Origin of the sequence: Serratia sp. BNK-33-b (assembly GCF_048684565.1) — a bacterium.
Taxonomy (GTDB): domain Bacteria; phylum Pseudomonadota; class Gammaproteobacteria; order Enterobacterales; family Enterobacteriaceae; genus Serratia; species Serratia marcescens.
The window spans coordinates 431,230-455,811 of the sequence record NZ_JBLQTZ010000001.1 but is presented as its reverse complement, the minus strand read 5'-3'; the positions used below and the strand labels follow the sequence as shown (position 1 = coordinate 455,811).

General features: G+C 61.0%; 23 protein-coding genes and 1 other RNA gene. 17 read left to right on the top strand and 7 right to left on the bottom strand.

The annotated features are described in order from the left end of the window. Positions 1–69: 69 nt before the first annotated feature. The 10 genes from exuR to ACMGGK_RS02130 all read left to right on the top strand — a co-directional run bounded on the left by exuR (position 70) and on the right by ACMGGK_RS02130 (position 6,185). Entirely contained in the window at positions 70–846 is a 777-nt protein-coding gene (gene exuR, locus ACMGGK_RS02175; RefSeq protein ID WP_004937137.1) for a transcriptional regulator ExuR, read from the top strand. A 186-nt stretch (positions 847–1,032) separates the two neighbouring features. Beyond that, on the top strand, positions 1,033–1,479 hold the full coding sequence (locus ACMGGK_RS02170) for a hypothetical protein (protein WP_004937135.1): 447 nt from the start codon (positions 1,033–1,035) through the stop codon (positions 1,477–1,479). Positions 1,480–1,615: 136 nt separating this feature from the next. Beyond that, positions 1,616–2,296 (top strand): DedA family protein, encoded by a 681-nt coding sequence (locus ACMGGK_RS02165; protein ID WP_004937132.1) that lies wholly within the window; start codon positions 1,616–1,618, stop codon positions 2,294–2,296. After that, complete coding sequence (mzrA, locus tag ACMGGK_RS02160) at positions 2,293–2,667, top strand: EnvZ/OmpR regulon moderator MzrA (protein ID WP_004937130.1); 375 nt, start codon at positions 2,293–2,295, stop codon at positions 2,665–2,667. Before ACMGGK_RS02165 ends, mzrA begins: the two co-directional genes overlap by 4 nt. A 242-nt stretch (positions 2,668–2,909) precedes the next feature. Then, positions 2,910–3,281, top strand: coding sequence for a DUF1090 domain-containing protein (locus tag ACMGGK_RS02155; RefSeq protein WP_048794645.1), 372 nt, complete (start codon positions 2,910–2,912; stop codon positions 3,279–3,281). Between the two features lie 162 nt (positions 3,282–3,443). Continuing rightward, entirely contained in the window at positions 3,444–3,749 is a 306-nt protein-coding gene (locus ACMGGK_RS02150; RefSeq protein WP_004937125.1) for a DUF883 family protein, read from the top strand. Between the two features lie 2 nt (positions 3,750–3,751). Further along, on the top strand, positions 3,752–4,153 hold the full coding sequence (locus ACMGGK_RS02145) for a phage holin family protein (RefSeq protein WP_015379160.1): 402 nt from the start codon (positions 3,752–3,754) through the stop codon (positions 4,151–4,153). Further along, positions 4,150–4,437, top strand: coding sequence for a YqjK-like family protein (locus ACMGGK_RS02140; RefSeq protein WP_016930185.1), 288 nt, complete (start codon positions 4,150–4,152; stop codon positions 4,435–4,437). Before ACMGGK_RS02145 ends, ACMGGK_RS02140 begins: the two co-directional genes overlap by 4 nt. A 295-nt stretch (positions 4,438–4,732) precedes the next feature. Then, positions 4,733–5,128 (top strand): DoxX family protein, encoded by a 396-nt coding sequence (locus ACMGGK_RS02135; RefSeq protein WP_016930186.1) that lies wholly within the window; start codon positions 4,733–4,735, stop codon positions 5,126–5,128. A gap of 70 nt (positions 5,129–5,198) precedes the next feature. Then, positions 5,199–6,185 carry a glutathione S-transferase family protein gene (locus tag ACMGGK_RS02130; RefSeq protein WP_004937116.1) on the top strand — a complete coding sequence of 329 codons (987 nt, stop codon included), beginning with the start codon at positions 5,199–5,201 and terminating at the stop codon, positions 6,183–6,185. 51 nt (positions 6,186–6,236) lie between these two features. Here the strand turns inward: ACMGGK_RS02130 and ACMGGK_RS02125 are convergent, their stop codons facing one another. After that, on the bottom strand, positions 6,237–7,133 hold the full coding sequence (locus ACMGGK_RS02125) for a LysR family transcriptional regulator (RefSeq protein ID WP_004937113.1): 897 nt from the start codon (positions 7,131–7,133) through the stop codon (positions 6,237–6,239). Positions 7,134–7,240: 107 nt separating this feature from the next. On the opposite strand from ACMGGK_RS02125, the gene ACMGGK_RS02120 reads away from it, so the two are divergent. Beyond that, positions 7,241–7,942, top strand: a complete 702-nt coding sequence (locus ACMGGK_RS02120; RefSeq protein WP_420276647.1) for a pirin family protein — start codon at positions 7,241–7,243, stop codon at positions 7,940–7,942. A 56-nt stretch (positions 7,943–7,998) separates the two neighbouring features. On the opposite strand, the gene rnpB is transcribed toward ACMGGK_RS02120, so the two are convergent. Beyond that, positions 7,999–8,376, bottom strand: an RNA gene (rnpB, locus tag ACMGGK_RS02115) — RNase P RNA component class A. A 41-nt stretch (positions 8,377–8,417) separates the two neighbouring features. Beyond that, positions 8,418–9,281 carry a 16S rRNA (cytidine(1402)-2'-O)-methyltransferase gene (gene rsmI / locus ACMGGK_RS02110; RefSeq protein WP_004937108.1) on the bottom strand — a complete coding sequence of 288 codons (864 nt, stop codon included), beginning with the start codon at positions 9,279–9,281 and terminating at the stop codon, positions 8,418–8,420. Positions 9,282–9,343: 62 nt separating this feature from the next. On the opposite strand from rsmI, the gene ACMGGK_RS02105 reads away from it, so the two are divergent. From ACMGGK_RS02105 to dolP, 4 genes are read left to right on the top strand one after another with little or no spacing between them, the layout of a single operon-like run. Next, the gene (locus ACMGGK_RS02105) at positions 9,344–11,383 is read left to right on the top strand and encodes a penicillin-binding protein activator (protein ID WP_420276646.1); all 2,040 of its coding nucleotides are present in this window, start codon (positions 9,344–9,346) and stop codon (positions 11,381–11,383) included. Next, complete coding sequence (locus tag ACMGGK_RS02100; protein WP_015379164.1) at positions 11,380–11,733, top strand: YraN family protein; 354 nt, start codon at positions 11,380–11,382, stop codon at positions 11,731–11,733. The genes ACMGGK_RS02105 and ACMGGK_RS02100 overlap by 4 nt, the downstream gene beginning before the upstream one ends. A 51-nt stretch (positions 11,734–11,784) precedes the next feature. Continuing rightward, on the top strand, positions 11,785–12,375 hold the full coding sequence (gene diaA / locus ACMGGK_RS02095) for a DnaA initiator-associating protein DiaA (protein ID WP_004937103.1): 591 nt from the start codon (positions 11,785–11,787) through the stop codon (positions 12,373–12,375). Between the two features lie 9 nt (positions 12,376–12,384). Then, the gene (gene dolP, locus ACMGGK_RS02090; RefSeq protein ID WP_004937101.1) at positions 12,385–12,960 is read left to right on the top strand and encodes a division/outer membrane stress-associated lipid-binding lipoprotein; all 576 of its coding nucleotides are present in this window, start codon (positions 12,385–12,387) and stop codon (positions 12,958–12,960) included. Positions 12,961–12,999: 39 nt separating this feature from the next. Here dolP and mtgA read toward each other — a convergent pair whose 3' ends face one another. The 4 genes from mtgA to ACMGGK_RS02070 form a co-directional block, all read right to left on the bottom strand. Beyond that, positions 13,000–13,731: a monofunctional biosynthetic peptidoglycan transglycosylase gene (gene mtgA / locus ACMGGK_RS02085; RefSeq protein ID WP_143778463.1), complete on the bottom strand. Its 732-nt coding sequence runs from the start codon at positions 13,729–13,731 to the stop codon at positions 13,000–13,002. Further along, on the bottom strand, positions 13,728–14,381 hold the full coding sequence (gene elbB / locus ACMGGK_RS02080; protein ID WP_079450138.1) for an isoprenoid biosynthesis glyoxalase ElbB: 654 nt from the start codon (positions 14,379–14,381) through the stop codon (positions 13,728–13,730). The genes mtgA and elbB overlap by 4 nt, the downstream gene beginning before the upstream one ends. Positions 14,382–14,618: 237 nt before the next feature. Further along, positions 14,619–16,958 (bottom strand): aerobic respiration two-component sensor histidine kinase ArcB, encoded by a 2,340-nt coding sequence (gene arcB, locus ACMGGK_RS02075; RefSeq protein WP_016930193.1) that lies wholly within the window; start codon positions 16,956–16,958, stop codon positions 14,619–14,621. Positions 16,959–17,050: 92 nt separating this feature from the next. Beyond that, positions 17,051–17,989 (bottom strand): TIGR01212 family radical SAM protein, encoded by a 939-nt coding sequence (locus ACMGGK_RS02070; RefSeq protein WP_033639308.1) that lies wholly within the window; start codon positions 17,987–17,989, stop codon positions 17,051–17,053. 691 nt (positions 17,990–18,680) lie between these two features. Here ACMGGK_RS02070 and gltB point away from each other — a divergent pair. Beyond that, entirely contained in the window at positions 18,681–23,141 is a 4,461-nt protein-coding gene (gene gltB, locus ACMGGK_RS02065; protein ID WP_016930195.1) for a glutamate synthase large subunit, read from the top strand. A 14-nt stretch (positions 23,142–23,155) separates the two neighbouring features. Further along, complete coding sequence (locus tag ACMGGK_RS02060; protein ID WP_015379170.1) at positions 23,156–24,574, top strand: glutamate synthase small subunit; 1,419 nt, start codon at positions 23,156–23,158, stop codon at positions 24,572–24,574. Positions 24,575–24,582: the final 8 nt, after the last annotated feature.

Below are 24,582 nucleotides of genomic sequence, written 5' to 3'. Positions count from 1 at the left end.
CCGAATAAGTGGTATAACAAATCCGATGGCCACGCGCCCCTTCCCACCGCACCGTATAGAGCATTCACTATGGAATTCACCGAAACCAGACGCCTGTATCAGCAACTGGCCGCCGAGCTCAAGCAACGCATCGAAAGCGGCCGCTACCCGGTAGGCGACAAGCTGCCGGCCGAGCGATACATCGCCGAAGAGATGAATGTCAGCCGCACCGTGGTGCGCGAAGCGATCATCATGCTGGAGGTGGAAGGCTATGTGGACGTGCGCAAAGGATCCGGGATCCACGTGGTGTCCAACCAGCAAAAGCACCTGGTGGTGCCGGGCGACAGCATCGAGTTCGCCACCGCCGGCCCGTTTGAGCTGCTGCAGGCGCGCCAGCTGATAGAAAGCAACATCGCCGAATTCGCCGCCACCCAGGTGACCAAACAAGATATCGTGCAGTTGATGGAGATCCAGGAGCACGCCCGTAAAGAGGATCGCTTCCGCGACTCGCAGTGGGATCTGAAGTTCCACGTGCAGGTGGCGCTGGCCACCCAGAACACCGCCATGGCCACCATCGTGGAAAAAATGTGGGTGCAGCGGGTCAACAACCCTTACTGGAAAAAACTGCATGAACATATCGACGAACGCTCGATCGCCAGCTGGTGCGACGATCACGATCAGATCCTCAAAGCGCTGATGCGCAAAGACCCTTACGCCGCCAAACTGGCGATGTGGCAGCACCTGGAAAACACCAAACAGATGCTGTTCAACGCCACCAGCGATGACTTCGAATACAACGCCGATCGCTACCTGTTCGCCGAGAATCCGGTGGTGCATCTGGATGGCGTGAACCACGAGCCGAAATAGCCACGGCGGTCAAAAACCGTCGGCTTATGTCAGGTAATGTAAAATCCGCTGAATCGATGCCGGAACCGCCGTTTGCCGTGTACTATTTCACCGTCGGCAACGTAGATTTCCCTGTTGCCAATCGTGCTATTTTGGTAGAGTTAGCCCACTTTTTTACCCATTGCTGCGGGGGCGGGACGCGAATAAATGCGCTGGTTGTTTGCCATGCTGATTGCTGTTTTCTGCTGGACCGGTTCGGTCTCCGGCCAACAGCTATGCGTGGCGTCACCCAAGCCAACCCCCAGCGCGCTGAGCAGCCTGCCGCTGCTGGCGGAGCCGGCGCTTTCCCCCTATGATCATGTGTATCGGGCGCCGGCCGAAGCGCGCCGCAAAGCCCCCGGCAAGTTGCCGCTGCTGCTGCCCAGAGCGCACTCTTTCTCCGGTTCGCTGCTCGCATCCTCCCTGCCGGCGCCGGTCTATACCCTGGCCGCAGAGCCGGGTTACCGAATTCGCTTCCCCCGCCAGGACACCCCGGCCCCCAACCGGCTTGCCCAGGTCGACTGGATGCTGGACGCTTCCAGGCAACAGAGTCGCCAGGCCGGTTGGAAAGAAAGCAACATGCAGTACCGTGGCACGCTGACTTACCACCTATGACCGGTGTCGCACCGCTTAGAAACCTTAAAGCAACGCCGTTTCATCGTTATCAGCACTCAGGATCGCCGCGCGCTTTCAGCTCACGCCCGCTCCGCCGCTGAGATAAAAATAAACAATGACGTTTTAGGAACACCGGATGGACATCATTAAAGAACTGATACATGCCTTATGGCAGCAGGATTTTGAGACGCTGGCGAACCCTTCGTTGGTGTGGACCCTCTACATCCTGCTGTTCATGATCCTGTTTTTGGAGAACGGCCTGCTGCCGGCCGCTTTCCTGCCGGGTGACAGCCTGCTGATCCTGGTCGGCGTGCTGATCGCCAAAGGCACCATGGGCTTCCCATTGACCATCGTTATCCTGACCGTCGCCGCCAGCCTGGGGTGCTGGGTCAGTTATATACAAGGCCGGTGGCTCGGCAATACGCGAACGGTGCAAGGCTGGCTTTCGCATCTGCCGGCTCACTACCATCAACGCGCTCACAACCTGTTCCACCGCCACGGCCTTTCCGCCCTGCTGGTCGGCCGCTTCCTGGCCTTCGTGCGCACCCTGCTGCCAACCATCGCCGGCCTGTCCGGCCTGAGCAACGCGCGCTTCCAGTTCTTCAACTGGATGAGCGGCCTGCTGTGGGTCTTGATCTTGACGACGCTGGGCTTCGCCCTGGGGAAAACTCCGGTGTTCCGCAAGTATGAAGATCAGCTGATGTTCTGCCTGATGATGTTACCGCTGGTATTGCTGGTGGTCGGGCTGGTCGGCTCGTTGATCGTGTTGTGGCGCAAGAAGCGCGCCAACAGCCAGAACCCGGGGAAAGGGGCGTGACAGCAAAGCGCCCGCGCTGGCAATACGTCCTGATGATCGCGCTCGCCCTGCTGGCGTTGGCGACGCTGTTGGTGCCCTGTATGGTGCGCACCGAGAGCGAGCTGCGCATCCGCGCCAGCCAGCAAGGGCTGTCGCTGCCCGACGGCTTTTATGTCTACCAGCGCCTGGATGAACGCGGCATCCGCATCAAAAGCATTACGCCGGAAGGCGATGGCCTGGTCATCCGTCTGGATTCGCCAGAGCAGCAATTGCTGGCGCGCGAAGCGTTGCAAACCATTCTGCCGCCCGGTTACCACATCGCATTGAGCGAGTCCCCCGTGCCGTCGCATTGGGTGCGCGAATTTGCGCGTTCCCCACTCAATCTGGGATAATCCCCCTTCATATGAAGGGGTTTCCTTTCATTGCCATTATCTTCATTTTCATTCGCATCGATTAGCTCAAGAATTAATCAGTCAGCACTGGGTCACGGCTGATTCTTTGGGGGCTCGCCGGTTTCATGACTATGCTGAAGGGTAACTTCAGCCGGCGATGAACGCCCTCCTCTCGTGCTGCCGCCTTCGGCAGCCAGGAAAGCGGATGCCTGTTCAGGCATCTCATGACAAGGAACTGAAAGATGAAATTACGCCACTCACTGTTACTGCTGTTGCCACTCTGCACGCTGCCGGCGCTCGCTTCGGCCGCTGAGGGCGGCTGCGCCGCCAAAGCGCAAGACATCCAGCAGCAAATTGACTACGCCACCCAACACGGCAACACCCGCCGCGTGGAAGGGCTGAAAAAAGCGCTGAGCGAAGTGCAGACCCACTGCACCGAAGCCGGCCTGCAGGCCGAACGCCAGAAAAACATCGCAGAGAAACAGCGCAAGGTCGACGAGCGCCGGCAGGAGCTGAAAGAAGCGCAGCAAACCGGCAAGCTGGACAAGGTCGCCAAGAAACAGCAAAAGCTGACGGAAGCGCAGGCTGAGCTGAAACGCGCCCAAGCGGAATAATTTTTATACCAGCGGATTTGTCGATGAGAGCCCCATCGTACGGGATTTCTTAAGCATATGGAATTGATGTCTGGTGTTATCTTCTGACCATCACCCCTTTGCTCCGGCGAAAAAATCCGCTATGTTAAAAGTCTGTCGAAATAAACGTTAAGGAATAATCACATGGCACATGATTCAAATGCAGAAAACTTACGCGCTGAACTGAAGTCCTTAGCCGATACGCTGGAGGAAGTGCTGAACTCCTCCACCGACAAGCCGAAAGCCGAGTTGGAGAAGCTGCGTTCGAAAGCGGAAGGCGCGCTGAAAGAGACCCGCGCTCGCCTGAGCGACGCCGGTGACAAGCTGGCTTCGCAAACCAAACAGATCGCCGGCCAGGCCGACGACTATGTGCGCGACAACCCGTGGACCGGCATCGGTATCGGCGCGGCGGTCGGCGTGGTGTTGGGCGTGCTGCTCGCGCGTCGTTAATCATGGCTGAACAACCGCAAGTTCGCGCGCAGGGCCCCGCCAAAGGGGTCCTGGATATCGGTCAGCGCATCATCACGATCCTGGTCGGCATGGTGGAAACCCGTGTCCGGCTGGCGGTAGTCGAGCTGGAAGAGGAGAAAGCCAACCTCATTCAGCTGCTGATCATGGCCGGCATGACGCTGCTGTTCACCGCCTTCGGTTTGATGAGCCTGCTGATCCTGATCTTCTGGGCCATCGATCCGGTCTACCGGCTGGTGGCGCTGGGCGCAACAACCGGCGTGCTGCTGTTCCTGGCCGTGGTCGGCACCATCTGGACGCTGGTCAAGGCTCGTCGCACCACGCTGCTGGGCGCCACGCGCAAGCAGTTGGAACTCGACCGCGCCGAACTGGAGCGCGAACCATGAGCCGCCGCCGCTACCTGGAATGGAAAAAAGAGAGGCTGATTCGCCAGATCCAGCAACAGCGTCTGGATCTGGCCGAACACAAGTCTTTGTGGCTGGAAAAGACCGAACGCATTGACCGCGGCTGGCAGACAGTGTTTGGCCTGCGCCGCTATCTGGTACTCGGTTCCAGCGTCATGGCGCTGTACGGCATCCGCCACCCCAGCAAGATGATCCGCTGGTCGCGTCGTGCTTTCGGCGCCTGGAGCGCTATTCGACTGTTTAAAAAGACGTTTTCCTCCAAGTAAGTCACTTAACCTTTCCTTCAAACCTCCTGTTGCTCTGCCCGCATTTTCTCCCTTGATACAACGCGTCTAACCCCGGGGCCGGGCAACCTGCTGATCGGCGGTATTTTATTAGCACGCTAAAGATTCAGATTTTTTGAAAAATTACGACAGTTTTACTTGCTAACAACCTGAGCACTTCCCGCTTAACATTCACTCCATCAATACGATACGGAGCGGACAGGGTCAGAGACCCGCTACGCCGCCCGTTGATATGACTACCGCCGAACAGGCACACAAAAACACTTTGGAGTAGATGATGAAAAAATTAGAAGATGCAGGTTTGCTGGTTGCTCGTATCCTGATGCCAATCCTGTTTATCGTGGCAGGCTACGGCAAAATGGGTGACGCTTACGCCGGAACTCAACAGTACATGCAATCGATGGGCGTGCCTGGCTTCTTGCTGCCGCTGACCATTCTGCTGGAGTTTGGCGGCGGTCTGGCGATCCTGTTCGGCTTCCTGACCCGCACCGTGGCGCTGTTCACTGCCGGTTTCACCATCCTGACCGCGCTGCTGTTCCACACTGATTTTGCGGAAGGCGTAAACCAGCTGATGTTCATGAAAAACCTGACCATCGCCGGCGGCTTCATCGTGTTGGCGGTCGCAGGCCCGGGCGGCTTCAGCATCGACCGTCTTCTGAACAAGAAATGGTAATCTAAACTGTCATTCAGGGCCCGGCATGCCGGGCCCTGTCGTTTTTCACTCGGACACCAAGGAGATTCCCATGGGACAACTCGTCGATGGCGTTTGGCAAGACATCTGGTATGACACGAAATCTACCGGCGGCCGTTTCAAACGTTCAACCGCTCAGTTTCGCAATTGGGTGACCGCCGACGGTCAGCCCGGCGAACACGGCGCGGGCGGCTTCCAGGCCGAAGCGGGCCGTTATCACCTGTACGTTTCTCTCGCCTGCCCCTGGGCGCACCGCACGCTGCTGATGCGCAAATTGAAAGGGCTGGAGCAGATCATTCCGGTCTCGGTGGTGCACCCGCTGATGCTGGAAAACGGCTGGACCTTCGGCCAGGATTTTCCTGAAACCACCGGCGATCCGCTGTATCACGCCGACTTCCTGTACCAGATCTACCTGCGGGCAGACCCGCACTACAGCGGGCGCGTGACCGTGCCGGTGCTGTGGGATAAACAGAGGCAAACCATCGTCAGCAACGAATCCGCCGACATCATCCGCATGTTCAACAGCGCGTTTGACGGCGTCGGCGCTCGGGCTGGGGACTACTACCCGACCGATCTGCGCGGCAAGATCGATGAGCTGAACGGCTGGATTTACGATCAAGTGAACAACGGCGTGTACAAGGCCGGTTTCGCCACCAGCCAGGAAGCCTATGACGAAGCGGTCAACGGGGTATTCAACGCGCTGGAGCGCCTTGAGCAGATCCTGGGGCAACATCGCTACCTGACCGGCGATCGGCTGACCGAAGCCGACCTGCGTCTGTGGACCACGCTGGTGCGTTTCGATCCGGTGTACGTCACCCACTTCAAGTGCGACAAACACCGCATCAGCGACTATCTGAACCTGTACGGTTTCCTGCGCGACATCTACCAGATGCCGGGCATCGCCGAAACGGTCAGCCTGCCGCACATTCGCAACCACTACTACCGCAGCCACGCCACCATCAACCCGCACGGCATCATTTCCATCGGGCCGGCGCAGGATCTGGACGAGCCGCACGGCCGCGACCAGCGCTTCGGTTAAGGCGAAAAAAATCCCCTTGCCGCCCGGCAAGGGGATGTCATCCCACCGACGTTAACGTTGCGCGAACAGGCGCGGGATTTCGCGCAGGAACCAGGCCTTCGCCTCCCCCATGCTGTCGCGCCGCCAGGCCATAATGATGTCGGCTTCGCGGCTGTATTCCGGCCCCACCACGCGCAGCCGGCCGGCTTCGATATCTTTCTCCACCATCGGATACGGCATGGTCGCCACCCCCAACCCGGCCAGCAGCGCCAGACGTTTGTCTTCAATGGTGCTCACCGTCAGGCGCTGTTGCTTGTCCAGCAGCTGTACGGTCAACACCGGGCGCTCGCGAGCGGTATCCGCCACCGCGATACCGCGGTATTTCACGCGGGTCACCTCGGACAACGGCTCCGGCTCCTGGTGGATAGGATGATCCGGCGCGGCGACATAAACGCTCATGACCTTGTACAGTTTGCGGGTGTTGATCTCCGACGACGCGCGAAAATGCATGTCCGGCGCGATCACAATGTCGGCGCGCCCCTGTTCCAGCCGCTCCCAGGCGCCCGCCAGCACTTCGGTGAAAATCGACACCTGGGTGTTGGCCTTCAGCGCCAGCTTGTCCACCAGCGGGAACAGCAGGCTTGGCGGCGACAGCGCTTCACTGACGATGGTCAGGTGGGTTTCCCAACCGCGCGCCAGCGCCTCGGCGTCGGTGGTCAGCTTATCGGCCGCCTCCAGCAGCACCCGCCCGCGCTCCAGCAACATGCGCCCGACGTTGGTGAACTTGGTGCGGTGGCCCGAACGGTCGAACAGCACCACGTCCAATTCTTCTTCCAATTTTTGCATGGTGTAGCTGAGCGCCGACGGCACCCGGCCCAATTCGTCGGCGGCCGCGGCGAAACTGCCACGCCGGTCGATCGCATCCATCACTCTCAGCGCCTCAAGCGTGAGCGCCCGATCTCTGGCCATCACATCCCTCTGTCAGGAAATTTGAATATGCCGACCAGATTAACTGGCTAACAATCCGACGTCCAGATGCTTACCATTTGAATAATGAATTTAGAGAGCCGATTGCCATGATTACATGCAGAACAGCACAACAATGCGGGCAAGCTGACTTTGGTTGGCTGCGGGCTCGCTACACCTTTTCCTTTGGTCACTACTTCGATCCCAAACTGATGGGCTACGCCTCGCTGCGGGTGTTGAATCAGGAGGTGCTGGCACCGGGCGCGTCGTTCCAGCCGCGCACCTATCCCAGCGTGGATATCCTGAACCTGATCCTGCAGGGCGAGGCGGAATACCGCGACAGCGACGGCAACACCGCGCGCGCCAAAGCCGGCGAGGCGCTGCTGTTGGCCACCCAGCCGGGCCTGAGTTACAGCGAACAGAACGTCAGCAGCGATACGCCGCTGACCCGCCTGCAGCTGTGGCTGGACGCCTGCCCGGAACGCAACAACGAGCGGGTACAGCGCCTGGCGCTGCCGGCGGCAGGCAACCTGCTGCTGGCCTCGCCGGACGGCGCGCAGGGCAGCCTGCAGCTGCGCCAGCAGGTTTGGATCCACCATCTCGATCTGCAGCCGGGCGAAGAACAAACGCTGACGATTAACGGGCCGCGCGCCTATTTGCAGTCGATTCACGGCACCATCGCCGCCACCGGCGAGCGCCACGAGGAACAGCGTCTGACCTGCGGCGACGGCGCCTTCGTGCGTGAGGAGAATCGCCTGACGATCCGCGCCGAGACGCCGCTGCGCGCGCTGCTGATTGACCTGCCGGTGTAAGCCGGCCGAAAACGAAAAACCCCGCGCAACTGGCGTTGCGCGGGGTTTTCTTTTGTCGAGGGAGTTGACCGGTAAGCCGGGTTCTGTCGTGGACAGTCATTCCTCTAGGCCAGCAATCGCTCACTGGCTCAAGCAGCCTACCCGGGTTCAGTACGGGCCGTACCATGTGAACCCCTATTTGGCCTTGCTCCGGGTGGAGTTTACCGTGCCACGAACTGTTGCCAGCCGCGCGGTGCGCTCTTACCGCACCCTTTCACCCTTACCTGATCCCGCTTGCGCGGGCCATCGGCGGTTTGCTCTCTGTTGCACTAGTCGTAGGCTTGCGCCTCCCAGGCGTTACCTGGCACCCTGCCCTATGGAGCCCGGACTTTCCTCCCCTCCATCTGTCTCCCCGAAGAGGACGGCAATGAAGCGGCGACTGTCTGGTCAACTCCGGCGCGGATAGTAGCGTCGCGACGGCGGCAGGTCAACCGCTTTACGGCTGTTGTTGCTCCAGCGCGTGCTTATACAGCGCATTTTTCTTCACGCCGTGGATTTCCGCCGCCAGCGCCGCCGCCTTTTTCAGCGGCAGCTCTTTTTGCAGCAGCGCCAGCGTGCGCAGCGCCTCGAGCGGCAGCGCATCCTCCTGCGCCTTGTGGCCTTCGACGATCAGCACCATCTCACCGCGGCGGCGCACTTCATCTTCCTGCACCCACGCCAGCAGCTCGCCCACCGGCGCGCCGTGGATGGATTCCCAGGTTTTGGTCAGCTCGCGCGCCAGCACCACATAGCGCTGCGGGCCCCAGACGGTGACCATGTCCTGCAGACTTTCCAGCAGGCGATGGGTGGATTCGTAGAAAATCAGCGTGCGCGGTTCCTCCGCCAGCGCCATCAACGTATCCTTGCGTCCCTTGGTTTTCGCCGGCAGGAAGCCTTCGTAGCAGAAACGGTCGGAAGCGACGCCCGCGGCGCACAGCGCGGTGGTGGCGGCGCAGGCGCCCGGCAGCGGCACCACGCGAATGCCGGCCTCACGGCAGCGGCGCACCAGGTGATAACCGGGATCGTTGATCAGCGGCGTGCCGGCGTCGGACACCAGCGCGATGCTCTGGCCTTCCTGCAGTTTCGCCAGCAGCTGATCGGCCTTTTGCTGTTCGTTGTGATCGTGCAGCGCGAACAGACGCGCGTTAATCGCGAAGTGTTGCAGCAGCAATCCGGTATGGCGCGTGTCTTCCGCCGCGATCAGATCAACGCTTTTCAGTACCTCTAACGCACGGTGGGTGATATCGCCCAGATTGCCGATGGGGGTGGGCACCACATACAGCGTTGATGCAGAAATGACTGATTGTTGGTGTTGATTCATTGTTTCATCCGGGTTGCCGATTTAATATTGAGCATCTTGAAAAAAACATCACTGGATACAGTATGCTTTCCTCAACATTCGTTCGTACCAAAGCAGGGCGTTCCAAGCCTGTCCGACTTACCGCAGTCATCGCGGCCGCCCTTTTCCTGGCAGGCTGTCCAAGTCGGGCCCCGCAAACGCCGCCCGCCAATATACAGGACGAAGCGAGCGCCAGCTCCGATTACTACCTGCAGCAGTTGCAGCAAAGCAGCGATGATAACAAGGCTGACTGGCAATTACTTGCTATTCGCGCCTTGCTGCGTGAAGGAAAACTGCCGCAGGCCGGCGACCAGTTGAATCAGTTGCCGAAAAACCTCAGCGGCGCACAGCAGACTGAACGCCAGTTGCTGACTGCCGAACTGCAGATCGCCAACAAGAGCTACGTCAGCGCCCGCAGCACGCTGGGCCACCTGGACAGCGGTGCGCTGTCGCCGAATCAGAAGGTGCGCTACTACCAGGCGCAGATCGCCGCCAACCAGGGCAAAGCGTCACTGCCGCTGATCCGCGCCTATATCGCTCAGGAGCCGTTGCTGACCGGCAAGGCGCACCAAGACAACCTGGATCAAACCTGGCAGGCCCTGCTGCAACTGCCGCCGCAGGAGATGAACAGCCTGGTGATCAACGCCGACGAGAACGTGCTGCAAGGCTGGCTGGATCTGCTGCGCGTCTATCAGGACAACAAGCAGGATCCCGATCTGCTGAAGGCCGGCATCAAAGACTGGCAGAACCGTTATCCGAAGAACCCGGCGGCCAAAACGCTGCCGGCTCGCCTGAACCAGGTGCTGAACTTCACCCAGGCCTCCACCTCGAAAATCGCCCTGCTGCTGCCGTTGAACGGCCAGGCGAAAGTGTTCGCCGACGCCATCCAGCAAGGCTTCGAAGCGGCGAAAAACGGCGGCTCCATGCCGGCGCCGCAGCCTCAAGCCGCGCAACCGGCCAGCACGCCGGCTCAAACGGCGCCGGCCGATCAGGCCACTACGGGTGACATCAACGCCAACGGCGCTGTCAGCCCTTCGGCGCAAGAGAGCCAGCCCGCCGTGACCGCCGCGCAACCCGCTGCGCCGTCCAGCGCGCCGATAACGCCGCCGCAGGCCGCCAACGCGCAGGTCAAAGTGTACGATACCACCAGCCAGCCGCTGGCCGCCTTGCTGAGCCAGGCGCAGCAGGATGGCGCCACTCTGGTGGTCGGGCCGCTGCTGAAAGAGAACGTCGATCAGTTGTCCGCCAGCACCACCACGCTGAACGTGCTGGCGCTCAACCAACCGGAAACGCCGAAAGACAACCTGAACATCTGTTACTTCGCCCTGTCGCCGGAAGATGAAGCGCGCGACGCCGCCCGCCACATCTGGGAACAGCAGAAGCGTCAACCGCTGCTGCTGGTGCCGCGCGGCGCCTTCGGCGATCGCGTCGCCAGGGCCTTTAACCAGGAATGGCAGAAGCAAGGCGGGCAAACCGTGTTGCGCCAGCACATCGGCTCGGCCGGCGAGCTGCGCCAGATGGTGAACAGCGGCGGCATCCGCATGACCGGCACGCCGATGTCGAGCGCCCCGGCGCCGCAGAGCGTCACCATCGCCGGGCTGACCATTCCTGCGCCGCCGAGCGACGTGCCCGCCGCCACCGGCGGCAGCGTCGACGCGGTGTACATCGTCGCCACGCAGTCTCAGCTGACGCTGATCAAACCGATGATCGACATGGCCACCAGCTCGCGCGGCAAGCCGGCGATGTACGCCAGCTCGCGCAGCTACCAGGCCGGCGCCGGCCCGGACTTCCGTCTGGAAATGGAAGGCCTGCAGTTCAGCGACATCCCGCTGCTTGCCGGCTCAAACCCTCAGCTGTTGCAGCAGGCCAGCGCGCGTTTCCGCAACGACTACTCGCTGGTGCGCCTGTATGCAATGGGGATGGATGCCTGGACATTGGCCAACCACTTTGCTGAAATGCGCCAGCTGCCGGGCTTCCAGGTTTCCGGCACCACCGGCACGCTGAGCGCGTCGCCGAACTGCGTGATCAACCGTAAGCTGCCTTGGCTGCAATACCGTCAGGGCACGGTCGTTCCAGTCTCTTGAACCCACGCGCCTCAGGGGCGGGCTATGAGTTACTGGCCCGCCGTCACCTGGAACACGCCGGGCTCACCTTCTGCGCCGCCAATGTCGCGGTGCGCGGCGGTGAGCTCGACCTCATCATGCGCGACGGCACCACCTGGGTGTTCGTCGAAGTGCGCTACCGCCGCAACGACGCCTTCGGCGGCGCGGCCGCCAGCGTCACCTTTCGCAAACAACAGCGGTTGCTGCACGCCGCCGCCGTCTGGCTGGCGGGGCGCGGAGCCAGTTTTGACACATCATCTTGCCGTTTTGATGTTTTGGCCATTACCGGTAGCCAGTTAGAATGGATACCCAACGCCTTCAATGCGGATTAATCGGGGTTTTACGGCGCAGACCGGCCCTTTGACTTAGTGGATTAATACAACGTGCTGGATAGAATTAAAGTCTGTTTCACCGAAAGCATCCAAACCCAGATCGCGGCGGCGGAAGCACTGCCGGACGCCATTTCCCGCGCTGCGATGACGCTGGTTCAATCCTTACTCAACGGCAACAAAATCCTGTGCTGCGGCAACGGCACCTCGGCAGCCAACGCGCAGCACTTCGCCGCCAGCATGATCAACCGTTTTGAAACCGAGCGCCCCAGCCTGCCGGCCATCGCTCTCAACGCCGACAACGTGGTGCTGACGGCAATCAGCAACGATCGGCTGCACGACGAAGTGTACGCCAAGCAGGTGCGTGCGCTCGGGCACACAGGCGACGTGCTGCTGGCGATTTCCACCCGCGGCAACAGCCGTGATATTGTGAAAGCGGTCGAGGCGGCCGTTACGCGCGATATGACCATCGTCGCGCTCACCGGCTACGACGGCGGCGAGCTGGCCGGGCTGCTCGGACAGCAGGATGTCGAAATCCGCATCCCGTCGCACCGCAGCTCGCGCATTCAGGAAATGCATATGCTGACCGTAAACTGCCTGTGCGACCTGATAGACAATACGTTATTCCCCCACCAGGACGATTAAGGAACTGAGATGAAGCTAAAAGCCACATTTGCAGTGCTGTCCAGCGCCCTGCTGTTGCAAGGCTGTATCGCCGGCGTCGTCGTCGGCAGTGCGGCCGTCGCGACCAAAACCGCCACCGACCCGCGCAGCGTAGGGACCCAGGTGGATGACGGCACGCTGGAAGCCAGGGTCGAAAGCGCCCTGAGCAAAGACCAGCAGTTGAAGAAAGATGCCCGGGTGGTCGCCACCGCCTATCAGGGCAAGGTGCTGTTGACCGGCCAGTCGCCTAACGCCGATCTCACCGCGCGCGCCAAGCAGATCGCCATGGGCGTGGAAGGCACCACCGAAGTGTATAACGAAATCCGTCAGGGCACGCCGGTCAGCCTGAGCACCGCGTCCTCCGACACCTGGATCACCACCAAGGTGCGTTCGCAGCTGTTGACCAGCGATACGGTGAAATCGTCCAATGTGAAGGTCACCACCGAAAACGGCGAAGTGTTCTTGCTGGGCCTGGTCACACAGCAGGAAGGGCAGTCGGCGGCGCAGATCGCCAGCCAGGTCAGCGGCGTGAAGCACGTCACCACCGCCTTTACCTACGTGAAATAATCCGCCTGGCGGGAGCGGCGCCGTGCCGTTCCCGCCCGTTTAATCCAGCTTGTTCTCGCGTAAAAACGCTTCCCCGCCCAGTTGCCGCATCTGCCGCATGATCCACTGTTGACGCTGCACCACATAGCCGGACGGCGCATCGGCCCTGAAGCGATGCGGATTCGGCAATACCGCCGCCAACAGCGCCGCTTCGGCCGCGCTCAGACGTTTGGCCGGCTTATGGAAAAAGCGCTGTGAAGCCTCTTCCACGCCGAACACCCCATCGCCGAACTCGACGATGTTCAGGTACACCGTCAGAATACGCCGCTTGGTCCACACCAATTCGATGCCCGACGTCAGCCCGGCCTCCAATCCTTTGCGCAGCCAGCTGCGGCCATCCCACAAAAACAGGTTCTTGGCGGTTTGCTGCGACAGCGTGGACGCGCCGCGGATGCGCGTCGGGCGCTTCTCGTTGTGGCTGAGCGCCTTTTCAATGGCCGCCACGTCGAAGCCCCAATGGTCTGGAAACTTCTGATCTTCCGCCGCCATCACCGCCAGCGCCATTTGCGGCGAGATGTCGTCCATCGACACCCAGTCCGAATGGGCGACATAGCCGAAGTCGCCGCTCAGCCAGGCGCCGACCTGCCGCTCCACCATCACGGCGGAAAACGGCACCGGCAGGAAGGCAAAGAGCACAATGCCCAACACCCACAGGCCGATAATCGCGATGACGCCGCGCTTCAGCCAGTACCACGGGCGCAGCCGCCGCCATCCGACGAGCGATTTTCTCATTCAGCCAGTTCCAGCACCCGCGCCACCAGCTTATCGATGCCCAGGGCCGCCTGCGCGATAGACGGCGCCAGCATATAGGCCGGCGTGGTCACGATCTTATGTTCGCGATCCACCACAATGTCGTCCACCGGGCAAATCACCGGTTCGCCGCCCATGGCGTCAATCACTTCCCCCAGATCCGGATCGTTGCCAATGGTGAGCCGCGCTTGTTGATCCAGCAGTTTCGGCAACAGCGCCGGCGCGATGCACATCAGGCCAATTGGTTTGTTGGCCTTATGCATCTCGCGCGTCAGGCGCGCCAAATCTTCATCGACCCAACATTCTGCGCCGGCTTCGGCGAAATTGCTGAGGTTCTTGGCGGCGCCAAAGCCGCCGGGCACGATCAGCGCATCCAGCTGCGCGGCCTCCGCCAGCGCCAGCGGCTGCACCGCACCGCGGGCAATGCGCGCCGATTCAATCAGAACATTGCGCGACTCCGCCGCCTCCTCACCAGATAAGTGATTAATAACATGGCGTTGTGGTTTGTCAGGCGCAAAGCACACCGCCTGGGCGCCGGCACGATCCAACGCCAGCAGCGTCAGCACCGCTTCATGGATCTCCGTACCGTCATAAACGCCGCTGCCGCTGAGGACTACACCCACCTTTTTCATCACTCTTACTCCTGTCGCTGCTGTCAACTGGTTCGTGCTCGGAGTTGACAAACACTAATCTACATCACACATTTTAATGAATCTTCTAACAAGAGCGCTTACATTTGCTATGTTGTTGGCTGTATGATGTTTAGGAATTCGCAACAACCTGCTCGACCAGAACACTGAAACCAATACGCAGGTTCACAATTTCCCTGGTGTTGGCGCAATATTCGCGCACCCCGGCTTAGGTCGGGGTCATTTTTTTTCAGCGTTCTCAACCCAAGCCCGCAGTACCTGCACGTCGTTGCGCCACTCTTGTTTCAGCTCATCCACCCAATCCTGCACGTTATCCCACCAGGCCGGCAGCGTCGGCGTTTGAATCTGCTGCGCCAGCTGCTGCAGATGGCGCAGACCGACCGAACCGGCGGCGCCCTTGATCTTATGCCCTTCCTCAGTGATGCCTTTCTGATCGCGCGCCGTCATGTTGGAGTCCAGCACCGCCAGATAGCCCGGCATCATCTGTTCGAACATCTCCAGACTTTGGTGGATCAACTGCGGGCCAACCAGATCCATGTACTGTTCCAGCATCGCGGTATCGAGTAACGACTCATTAATCTGCATCGCCTTGTGCTCCGTTTTCTTTGAAGTGTGAGAAGGTTGATGATCCCAATAGTGTTTGATGACCTTGGTCAGCGCCGGCACCGACAGCGGCTTGCTCAGCACATCGTCCATGCCCGCTTCGAGATACTCTTTTTTGTCTTTCAGCACGTTGGCGGTCAGGGCCACCAATGGCGGCAGCGCCTGCCCGGCATAGCGCTCGCGCAGCGCCCGGGCGATGTCCAGCCCGGTCATGTCCGGCAGTTGGATGTCCAGCAGCACCAGATCGAACTCGTCCGGATCGAACATCGCCAGCGCGTCGTGGCCGTTCATCGCCACGTCGACGCTGTTGCCCAGCTTCTCCAGCACCGAGCGCGCCACGATCACGTTCAGTTCGATATCCTCCACCAGCAGGATGTGCAGCGCCGGCAACGGCAGCGCCTCTTCCTCCGGCGCCGCGCTGACGGCTTCCTGCACCGCCGGCGCCTTGATGGTTAAGGTAAAGCAAGAACCGTGCCCTTGTTCGCTGCGCACGGTAATGTCGCCGCCCATGCTCTGCGCCAGCCGCTTGGAGACCGCCAGCCCGATGCCGGTGCCGGTGGCCGGGCGGCCGCCGCGCTGATCTTTCACCTGATAATACATGGCGAAGATCTTGTCCTGCTCGTCCTGCGGGATGCCCATGCCCGAGTCTTCCACTTCGAACACCAGCTTCTCCTGCGCCTCGCGCCGCACGCGCACCACAATTTGCCCCTGCTGGGTAAATTTCACCGCGTTGCCGATCAGATTCCACAAGATCTGCCGCAGGCGGGTGCCGTCGGTCACGATCTGCTGCGGCAGCGGCGTCTGCGGCTCCATGACGAACTGCAGCCCTTTCGGCTGCGCCAGCAGGCCCGAGAGGTTCTCCAAATCCGCCAGAAAACCGGTGAAGTCCACCGGCTGGTTGTCGAGCTGCACCTTGCGCCGCTCGAGCTTGTCCATTTCGATAATGTCGTTGAAGATATTGCCGAGGGTGATGGCGCTGACGTGGATGGTCTTCAGGTATTTCAGCTGCTCGTCGTTCAGCTCGGTATCGAGCAGAATGCGGCTCAGGCCGACGATGCCGTTAAGCGGCGTACGCAGCTCGTGGCTGATGGTGGAGATAAAGGTGGTCTTCTCCCTGCTGGCGTTCTCCAGCGCGTCCTGGTAGCGCTTACGCTCGGTAATATCGCGGCCGAAGCCCATCAGCCCGTGGCGTTTGCCTACCCGGTCGTAAAACGGCACCTTGCGCAGCTCGAAACAGGCCTTGCGGCCGTCGGGATACACCAGCCACTGTTCGTAGGTCAGCGAGACGTTGTGGCGGAACACCTTCTCGTCGGTCTCAATGACCTTTTCGGCGATCTCCTGGCCGTAGACGTCGAACGGCGTCAGGCCAATCAGCTGCTTCTCGCTTTTGCCGGTCAGCAGCTCCATCGCGCGGTTGCAGCCGGAAAACTCTTTGTCTTCGTTGCGGTAGTAGACCAGATCCGGCGAGGCATCGAGGAAGGAACGCAACAGCGCCGATTGCTGGCCCAGCTCAATCTGCGCCAGCTCGCGCTGTTCCATCTCTTCGGTCAGCTTTTCCATCACCTGCAGGCGCTCTTCTTCCGCCTTGATACGGTCGGCGATCTCCTGATTCAGCTGGCTGATATTGTCTTTGAGCTGCTGATTGAGCTCCAGATCGCGGTGGCGCATCTCTTCGAGCTTGTCCACCAGCCGCGCCAGCCGTTGGCGCGACTCTTCCAACTGTTCCACCACCACCGAGAGAAAATAGACCGCCCACGGGGTGATCAACAGGCCGAAGAAGATCGAACGCACCACGTCGATGCTTTCAACTTCGCCGCGCAGCAGCATGGTCACCGCCATCTGCACCACCATCGCCAGCACCACCAGCGCCGAGGCCAGCAGCAGCGAGAAGCGCACCAACCCCAGTTTCACCATTAAATCAACGTAGTACTGGGCCAACACCCGGATTTGCTTCATAGCGGCTCCCTTCAGACACAATCTTTTGAATCATACCGTAAAACAGCGGTGAGATAAGGCGGCAAACGCCGAAGTGTGGCAAAGATTGCACTTCAGAGCGGCATGCCGGGCCGGTAGCGCCGTTTTTCATCCAGCGCGCTGCCCTGCCCGCCGTGCCGTTGCAGATAAGCGCCGACCGCCTGCATGCCGCTCCAGCGGTTTTCGCACCACAGCGGCGCCAGCAGCGTCGGCCGCCGGGCGCTGGCGGAAAGACGGTGGTACACCACCTCGCCCGGCGTATGGCGGATCATCTCCCCGGCGCTGGCGGCGTAATCCTCCAGCGCCAGTTCGGGCAACCGCCCGGCCTGCCACGCCCGCGCCAGGATACTGCCGGTGACGACGTGCAGCGGATGCAGCTTGATGCCGTCGACGCCGGTCTCCGTCACCCGCTGCAGCGTGAGCAGATGATCGCGCTGGGTTTCTCCCGGCAGCCCGACGATCAGATGGCAGCACACCTTCAGCCCGCGCTGCCGGGCCAGCCGCGCAGTCTGCTGATAACAGCGAAAATCATGGCCGCGGTTGATGCGCTTCAGTGTTTTATCATGCGCCGTCTGTAGCCCCAGCTCCAGCCACACCTCATAGCCTTGCTCGCGGTATCCCGTCAACAGATCCAGCGCGGCGGCCGGCACGCAGTCCGGCCGGGTGCCGACGCACAGTCCGACCATGGCGCTCTGCGCCAACGCCTGCCGATACATCGCCTCCAGCCGTTCAACCTCCGCATAGGTGCTGGTATAGGCCTGGAAATAGGCCAGATAGCGCCGCGCCCGATCGACCCGCGCAGCCTGCTGCGCCAGCTGTTCGGCGATGCTCTGGCGCTGCATCGCCTCATCGGCAAACGAGGCGACGTTGCAGAACGTACAGCCGCCGCGCCCCAACGTGCCGTCGCGGTTAGGGCAGCCGAATCCGCCGTGCAGCGTGAGTTTATGGATCTTTTCGCCATAGCGGCGCTGGAGATCCGCGCCAAACATATTGACTAATTGCGGCAACTGCATAATCTTGGTGGTTCTCTGTGTTCAAAGCCGCGATGCTAATAAGAAACGGTTTTTCCCGCGATGACAGAGATCAACGCTTTCCCCGCAAGGCGCCACCAGGCATAACTATTCATCATAAATGCAAATCAATTCACTATAATTCTGATGAATTATTCTAATCGTCACGCAACCGTTAACGGCAATATGACAACACGGTGAAAAATAGTCATAAACATCATCCAAGCAATATCTTACAGAATAAAATTCTGGCATTAACCCCCGCACTAGCATGGTGCAGAGATTAAGGGGTTGCACTATAGTGAGACAGCTCACACTTCTGCGGGGATCGGCGTTGCCCCACGATAGTGCAAAAATGCATTAAAACACTTATTTTTCAAATAAATAAACATCACTAATTCGATAAGAATCTATCTTAAGCCCACATTTGACCTGCGAATTCTTTCTCGCTAAGTTGGAAGTCCGCTGGAAGCTTTCTGGACGGGCAAACGTCTCGTCATATTTATGCAGTAATTGAAGACTCCCTCTTAAAACAAGTCCTATACCACTTGTGAGACCGTCACGAGAGGCCATTGATGGAGGGCGGAAAAGCAGATTGGCGGGGTTAACTTGCTGATTGGACTTCTGCCTGAAATTGGGAAGCCCCCTCGCAGTAGGTTGTGAGAGTCACGCAGAGCCTGGGGAGGTTCACGATATGTTGTACGATAAATCCCAAGAGAGGGACAACTGTGGTTTCGGCCTGATCGCCCACATAGAAGGCGAACCTAGCCACAAGGTGGTGCGCACCGCCATTCACGCGCTGGCCCGCATGCAGCACCGCGGCGCGATCCTCGCCGACGGCAAGACCGGCGACGGCTGCGGCCTGTTGCTGCAAAAACCCGATCGCTTCTTCCGCATGGTGGCGGAAGAGCGCGGCTGGCGTTTGGCCAAGAACTACGCCGTCGGCATGATGTTCCTCAGCCAGAATGAAGAGGAAGCGCGCCTCAGCCGCCGCATCGTGGAAGAAGAGCTGCAAAACGAAACGCTGTCGATCGTCGGCTGGCGTGAAGTGCCGACCAACCCGGACGTGCTGGGTGAAATCGCCCTCTCTTCCCTGCCGCGCATCGAGCAAATCTTCGTTAACGCCCCGGCCGGCTGGCGCCCGCGCGATATGGAGCGCCGCCTGTTCGTGGCGCGCCGCCGCATCGAGAAACGGGTGCAGGATGACAGCTTCTACGTCTGCAGCTTCTCCAACCTGGTGACGATCTATAAAGGCCTGTGCATGCCTGCGGATCTGCCGCGCTTCTATCTCGATCTGGCGGACCTGCGCCTGGAGTCGGCCATTTGCCTGTTCCACCAGCGCTTCTCCACCAACACCGTGCCGCGCTGGCCGCTGGCTCAGCCGTTCCGCTACCTGGCGCACAACGGCGAAATCAACACCATCACCGGCAACCGCCAGTGGGCGCGCGCCCGTACCTATAAATTCCAAACGCCGCTGATCCCGGATCTGCAGGCCGCCGCGCCGTTCGTCAACGAAACCGGCTCCGACTCCAGCTCGCTGGACAACATGCTGGAGCTGCTGCTGGCGGGCGGGATGGATCTCATCCGCGCCATGCGCCTGCTGGTGCCGCCGGCCTGGCAGAACAACCCCGACATGGACGGCGATCTGCGCGCCTTCTTCGACTTCAACTCGATGCACATGGAGCCGTGGGACGGCCCGGCCGGCATCGTGATGTCCGACGGCCGCTACGCCGCCTGTAACCTCGATCGCAACGGCCTGCGCCCGGCGCGCTACGTGATCACCAAAGACAAGCTGATCACCTGCGCCTCCGAAGTCGGCATCTGGGATTACCAGCCGGATGAAGTGGTGGAAAAAGGCCGCGTCGGCCCCGGCGAGCTGATGGTGATCGACACCCGCAGCGGCCGCATTCTGCACTCGGCGGAAACCGACAACGATCTGAAAAGCCGCCACCCGTATAAAGAGTGGATGGAGAAAAACGTCAAACGCCTGGTGCCGTTCGAAGATCTGCCGGACGATCAGGTCGGCAGCCGCGAGCTCGACGACGCGCAGCTCGAAACCTACCAGAAACAGTTCGGCTACAGCAGCGAAGAGCTGGATCAGGTGATCCGCGTGCTGGGCGAGATTGGCCAGGAAGCCACCGGCTCGATGGGCGACGATACCCCGTTCGCCGTGCTCTCCAGCCGGCCGCGCATCGTTTACGACTACTTCCGCCAGCAGTTCGCGCAGGTCACCAACCCGCCGATCGATCCGCTGCGCGAAGCGCACGTCATGTCGCTGGCCACCAGTATCGGCCGTGAAATGAACGTGTTCTGCGAAGCCGAAGGCCAGGCGCACCGCCTGAGCTTCAAATCGCCGATCCTGCTGTACTCCGATTTCAAACAGCTCACCACGCTGGAAGGCGAATACTATCGCGCCGAGACGCTCGATCTGACCTTCGATCCGCAGCAGCAGGATCTGGAGCAAACCATTCGCGCCCTGTGCGACGAAGCGGAACGCAAGGTGCGCGAAGGCGCGGTGCTGTTGGTGCTGTCCGACCGCGCCATCGCGCCCGGCCGCCTGCCGGTACCGGCCCCGATGGCCGTTGGCGCCGTGCAGACCCGGCTGGTGGAGAAAAGCCTGCGCTGCGACGCCAACCTGATCGTTGAAACCGCCAGCGCCCGCGATCCGCACCACTTCGCTGTGCTGCTCGGCTTCGGCGCGACCGCCATCTACCCGTATCTGGCCTATGAAACCCTGGCCAAACTGGTGGACAGCCAGGCGATCGACAAGAAATACCGCGACGTGATGCTGAACTACCGCAACGGCATCAACAAAGGCCTGTACAAGATCATGTCCAAGATGGGCATCTCGACCATCGCCTCTTACCGCTGTTCCAAGCTGTTCGAAGCGGTCGGCCTGCACCGCGATCTGGCGGATCTGTGCTTCCAGGGCGTGGTCAGCCGCATCGGCGGCGCCAGCTTCAGCGACTTCCAGCAGGATCTGCAGAACCTTTCCAAGCGCGCCTGGCTGAAACGCAAGCCGCTGGAGCAAGGCGGCCTGCTGAAGTTCGTGCACGGCGGCGAATACCACGCCTACAACCCGGACGTGGTGAACTCGCTGCAAAAAGCGGTGCACAGCGGCGAGTACAGCGACTACCAGGCCTACGCCAAGCTGGTGAATGAGCGGCCGGTCGCCATGCTGCGCGATCTGCTGGCCATCACGCCGAAAGGCGAACCGATCCCGGTCGATCAGGTCGAGCCGGCGGAGTCGCTGTTCAAACGCTTCGACACGGCGGCGATGTCGATCGGCGCGCTGAGCCCGGAAGCGCACGAATCACTGGCGATCGCCATGAACGGCCTCGGCGGCTTCTCCAACTCCGGCGAAGGCGGCGAAGATCCGGCGCGCTACCGCACCAACAAGGTGTCGCGCATCAAACAGGTGGCCTCCGGCCGCTTCGGCGTGACGCCGGCCTACCTGGTGAACGCCGACGTGATCCAGATTAAGGTGGCGCAAGGCGCCAAGCCGGGCGAAGGCGGCCAGTTGCCGGGCGATAAAGTCACCCCGTACATCGCCAGACTGCGTTACTCGGTGCCGGGCGTGACGTTGATCTCCCCGCCGCCGCACCACGACATCTATTCGATCGAAGATCTGGCGCAGCTGATCTTCGATCTGAAGCAGGTCAACCCGAAGGCGGTGATCTCGGTGAAACTGGTGTCCGAGCCGGGCGTGGGCACCATCGCCACCGGCGTGGCGAAAGCCTATGCCGATCTGATCACCATCGCCGGTTACGACGGCGGCACCGGCGCCAGCCCGCTGTCCTCGGTGAAATATGCCGGCTGCCCATGGGAACTGGGCCTGGTGGAAACCCAGCAGGCGCTGGTGGCCAACGGCCTGCGCCACAAGATCCGTCTGCAGGTGGACGGCGGTCTGAAAACCGGCGTGGACATCGTCAAAGCGGCGATCCTGGGTGCGGAAAGCTTCGGCTTCGGCACCGGGCCGATGGTGGCGCTGGGCTGTAAATACCTGCGCATCTGCCACCTCAACAACTGCGCGACCGGCGTTGCGACTCAGGACGACAAGCTGCGCCGCGATCACTACCACGGCCTGCCGGAACGCGTGACGAATTACTTCCAGTTTATCGCGCGTGAAACCCGCGAGATCATGGCGCAACTGGGCGTGAGCCAACTGGTGGATCTGATCGGCCGCACCGAGTTCCTGACCGAGCTGGACGGCATTTCCGCCAAGCAGAACAAGCTGGATCTGTCGCCGTTGCTGACAACCGCCACGCCGCATCCGGGCAAAGCGGTGTACTGTACCGAAAGCAGCAACCCGGCGTTCGACAAGGGTCTGCTGAACAAAGAGTTGCTGGCGCAGGCGGAACCGTACATCGAAGCGAAGCAGGGTAAAACCTTCTACTTCGACATTCGCAACACCGACCGCTCCGTGGGCGCCATGCTGTCCGGCGCGATCGCCAACGTACACGGCGATCAGGGAATGGCAGCCGATCCGATCAAGGCGCACTTCTCCGGCACCGCCGGGCAGAGCTTCGGCGTCTGGAACGCCGGCGGCGTCGAGTTGACCCTGACCGGCGACGCCAACGACTATGTCGGCAAAGGCATGGCCGGCGGCAGCATCGCGGTGCGTCCGCCGATCGGCTCCGCCTTCCGCAGCCATGAAGCCAGCATCGTCGGCAACACCTGCCTGTACGGCGCCACCGGCGGCAAGCTGTTCGCCGCCGGCCGCGCGGGCGAACGCTTCGCGGTGCGCAACTCCGGCGCCATCACCGTGGTGGAAGGCATCGGCGACAACGGCTGCGAATACATGACCGGCGGCATCGTCTGCGTGCTGGGTAAAACCGGCATCAACTTCGGTGCCGGCATGACCGGCGGCTTCGCCTACGTGCTGGACGAAGACGGCGAGTTCCGCAAGCGCGTAAACCCGGAGCTGGTGGAAGTGCTGGATGTCGATCAGCTGGCGATCCATGAGGAGCACCTGCGCGGCCTGATCACCGAACACGTGCAGGCGACCGGCTCTTCCCGCGCGGAAGAGATCCTGGCCAACTGGCCGGAGTGGGCGCCGAAGTTCGCCCTGGTCAAACCGAAGTCCAGCGATGTCAAAGCGCTGTTGGGTCACCGTAGCCGTTCCGCAGCCGAGCTGCGGGTGCAGGCGCAGTAAGAGGTAGGTCATTAATGAGCCAGAACGTTTACCAATTTATCGACCTGCAGCGTGTTGATCCGCCAAAGAAACCGCTGAAGATCCGCAAAATCGAGTTCGTCGAGATCTACGAACCGTTTTCGGAAACCCAGGCCAAGGCCCAGGCGGACCGCTGTCTGTCCTGCGGCAACCCGTATTGCGAGTGGAAGTGCCCGGTGCACAACTACATCCCGAACTGGCTGAAACTGGCCAACGAAGGCCGCATCATGGAAGCGGCGGACCTGGCGCATCAGACCAACAGTCTGCCGGAAGTGTGCGGCCGCGTATGCCCGCAGGATCGCCTGTGCGAAGGCTCCTGCACTCTGAACGACGAGTTCGGCGCGGTCACCATCGGCAATATCGAGCGCTACATCAGCGATAAGGCCATCGAAATGGGCTGGAAGCCGGACATGTCTCACGTACAGCCGACCGGCAAGCGCGTGGCGATCGTCGGTGCCGGCCCTGCCGGGCTGGCCTGCGCCGACGTGCTGACCCGCAACGGCGTCAAAGCGGTGGTGTATGACCGTCATCCAGAGATCGGCGGCCTGCTGACCTTCGGCATCCCGGCTTTCAAGCTGGAAAAGGAAGTGATGGTCAAACGCCGCGGCATCTTCAGCGAGATGGGCATCGAGTTCCAGTTGAACACTGAAGTGGGTAAAGACGTCAGCATGGAGACCTTGCTGAGCGAGTACGATGCGGTGTTCCTCGGCGTCGGCACCTATCAGTCGATGCGCGGCGGCCTGGAGAATGAGGAGGCGCAGGGCGTGTACGACGCGCTGCCGTTCCTGATCGCCAACACCAAGCAGCTGATGGGGTATGAAACCGAGCAGCACGAGCCTTACGTCAGCATGGAAGGCAAACGGGTGGTGGTGCTGGGCGGCGGCGATACCGCCATGGACTGCGTGCGTACCTCGGTGCGTCAGGGTGCAACGCAGGTCATCTGCGCCTACCGCCGCGACGAAGCCAACATGCCGGGCTCCAAGCGCGAAGTGAAGAACGCCCGGGAAGAAGGGGTGGACTTCCAGTTCAACCTGCAGCCGCTGAGCATCGAACTGAACAGCGCCGGCCGCGTGGCCGGGGTGAAAATGGTGCGCACTCAGCTGGGCGCGCCGGATGCCAATGGCCGTCAGACGGCGGAGCAGGTGCCAGGTTCCGAACACGTGATCGACGCGGACGCGGTGGTGATGGCGTTCGGCTTCCGCCCGCACCGCATGGACTGGTTGGCGGCACACGACGTGCAGCTCGATAAACAGGGCCGCATCCTGGCGCCGGAAGGCAGCGACAACGCGTTCCAGACCAGCAACCCGAAAATCTTCGCCGGTGGTGACGCAGTGCGCGGATCTGACCTGGTAGTGACGGCGATCGCCGAAGGCCGTAAAGCAGCAGACGGCATCATGAACTACCTGGAAGTGTAAACCTTCCG

What these genes read in the sequence shown, in the direction of transcription:
- mtgA (WP_143778463.1), bottom strand. Translation starts at nt 13,731, where the DNA reads ATGAGAAAATCGCTCGTCGGATGGCGGCGGCTGCGCCCGTGGTACTGG.
- elbB (WP_079450138.1), bottom strand. Translation starts at nt 14,381, where the DNA reads ATGAAAAAGGTGGGTGTAGTCCTCAGCGGCAGCGGCGTTTATGACGGT.
- dolP (WP_004937101.1), top strand. Translation starts at nt 12,385, where the DNA reads ATGAAGCTAAAAGCCACATTTGCAGTGCTGTCCAGCGCCCTGCTGTTG.
- ACMGGK_RS02170 (WP_004937135.1), top strand. Translation starts at nt 1,033, where the DNA reads ATGCGCTGGTTGTTTGCCATGCTGATTGCTGTTTTCTGCTGGACCGGT.
- ACMGGK_RS02060 (WP_015379170.1), top strand. Translation starts at nt 23,156, where the DNA reads ATGAGCCAGAACGTTTACCAATTTATCGACCTGCAGCGTGTTGATCCG.
- ACMGGK_RS02150 (WP_004937125.1), top strand. Translation starts at nt 3,444, where the DNA reads ATGGCACATGATTCAAATGCAGAAAACTTACGCGCTGAACTGAAGTCC.
- ACMGGK_RS02155 (WP_048794645.1), top strand. Translation starts at nt 2,910, where the DNA reads ATGAAATTACGCCACTCACTGTTACTGCTGTTGCCACTCTGCACGCTG.
- ACMGGK_RS02070 (WP_033639308.1), bottom strand. Translation starts at nt 17,989, where the DNA reads ATGCAGTTGCCGCAATTAGTCAATATGTTTGGCGCGGATCTCCAGCGC.
- ACMGGK_RS02130 (WP_004937116.1), top strand. Translation starts at nt 5,199, where the DNA reads ATGGGACAACTCGTCGATGGCGTTTGGCAAGACATCTGGTATGACACG.
- arcB (WP_016930193.1), bottom strand. Translation starts at nt 16,958, where the DNA reads ATGAAGCAAATCCGGGTGTTGGCCCAGTACTACGTTGATTTAATGGTG.
- gltB (WP_016930195.1), top strand. Translation starts at nt 18,681, where the DNA reads ATGTTGTACGATAAATCCCAAGAGAGGGACAACTGTGGTTTCGGCCTG.
- exuR (WP_004937137.1), top strand. Translation starts at nt 70, where the DNA reads ATGGAATTCACCGAAACCAGACGCCTGTATCAGCAACTGGCCGCCGAG.
- ACMGGK_RS02120 (WP_420276647.1), top strand. Translation starts at nt 7,241, where the DNA reads ATGATTACATGCAGAACAGCACAACAATGCGGGCAAGCTGACTTTGGT.
- ACMGGK_RS02140 (WP_016930185.1), top strand. Translation starts at nt 4,150, where the DNA reads ATGAGCCGCCGCCGCTACCTGGAATGGAAAAAAGAGAGGCTGATTCGC.
- ACMGGK_RS02105 (WP_420276646.1), top strand. Translation starts at nt 9,344, where the DNA reads ATGCTTTCCTCAACATTCGTTCGTACCAAAGCAGGGCGTTCCAAGCCT.
- ACMGGK_RS02135 (WP_016930186.1), top strand. Translation starts at nt 4,733, where the DNA reads ATGAAAAAATTAGAAGATGCAGGTTTGCTGGTTGCTCGTATCCTGATG.
- rsmI (WP_004937108.1), bottom strand. Translation starts at nt 9,281, where the DNA reads ATGAATCAACACCAACAATCAGTCATTTCTGCATCAACGCTGTATGTG.
- ACMGGK_RS02125 (WP_004937113.1), bottom strand. Translation starts at nt 7,133, where the DNA reads ATGGCCAGAGATCGGGCGCTCACGCTTGAGGCGCTGAGAGTGATGGAT.
- ACMGGK_RS02165 (WP_004937132.1), top strand. Translation starts at nt 1,616, where the DNA reads ATGGACATCATTAAAGAACTGATACATGCCTTATGGCAGCAGGATTTT.
- ACMGGK_RS02145 (WP_015379160.1), top strand. Translation starts at nt 3,752, where the DNA reads ATGGCTGAACAACCGCAAGTTCGCGCGCAGGGCCCCGCCAAAGGGGTC.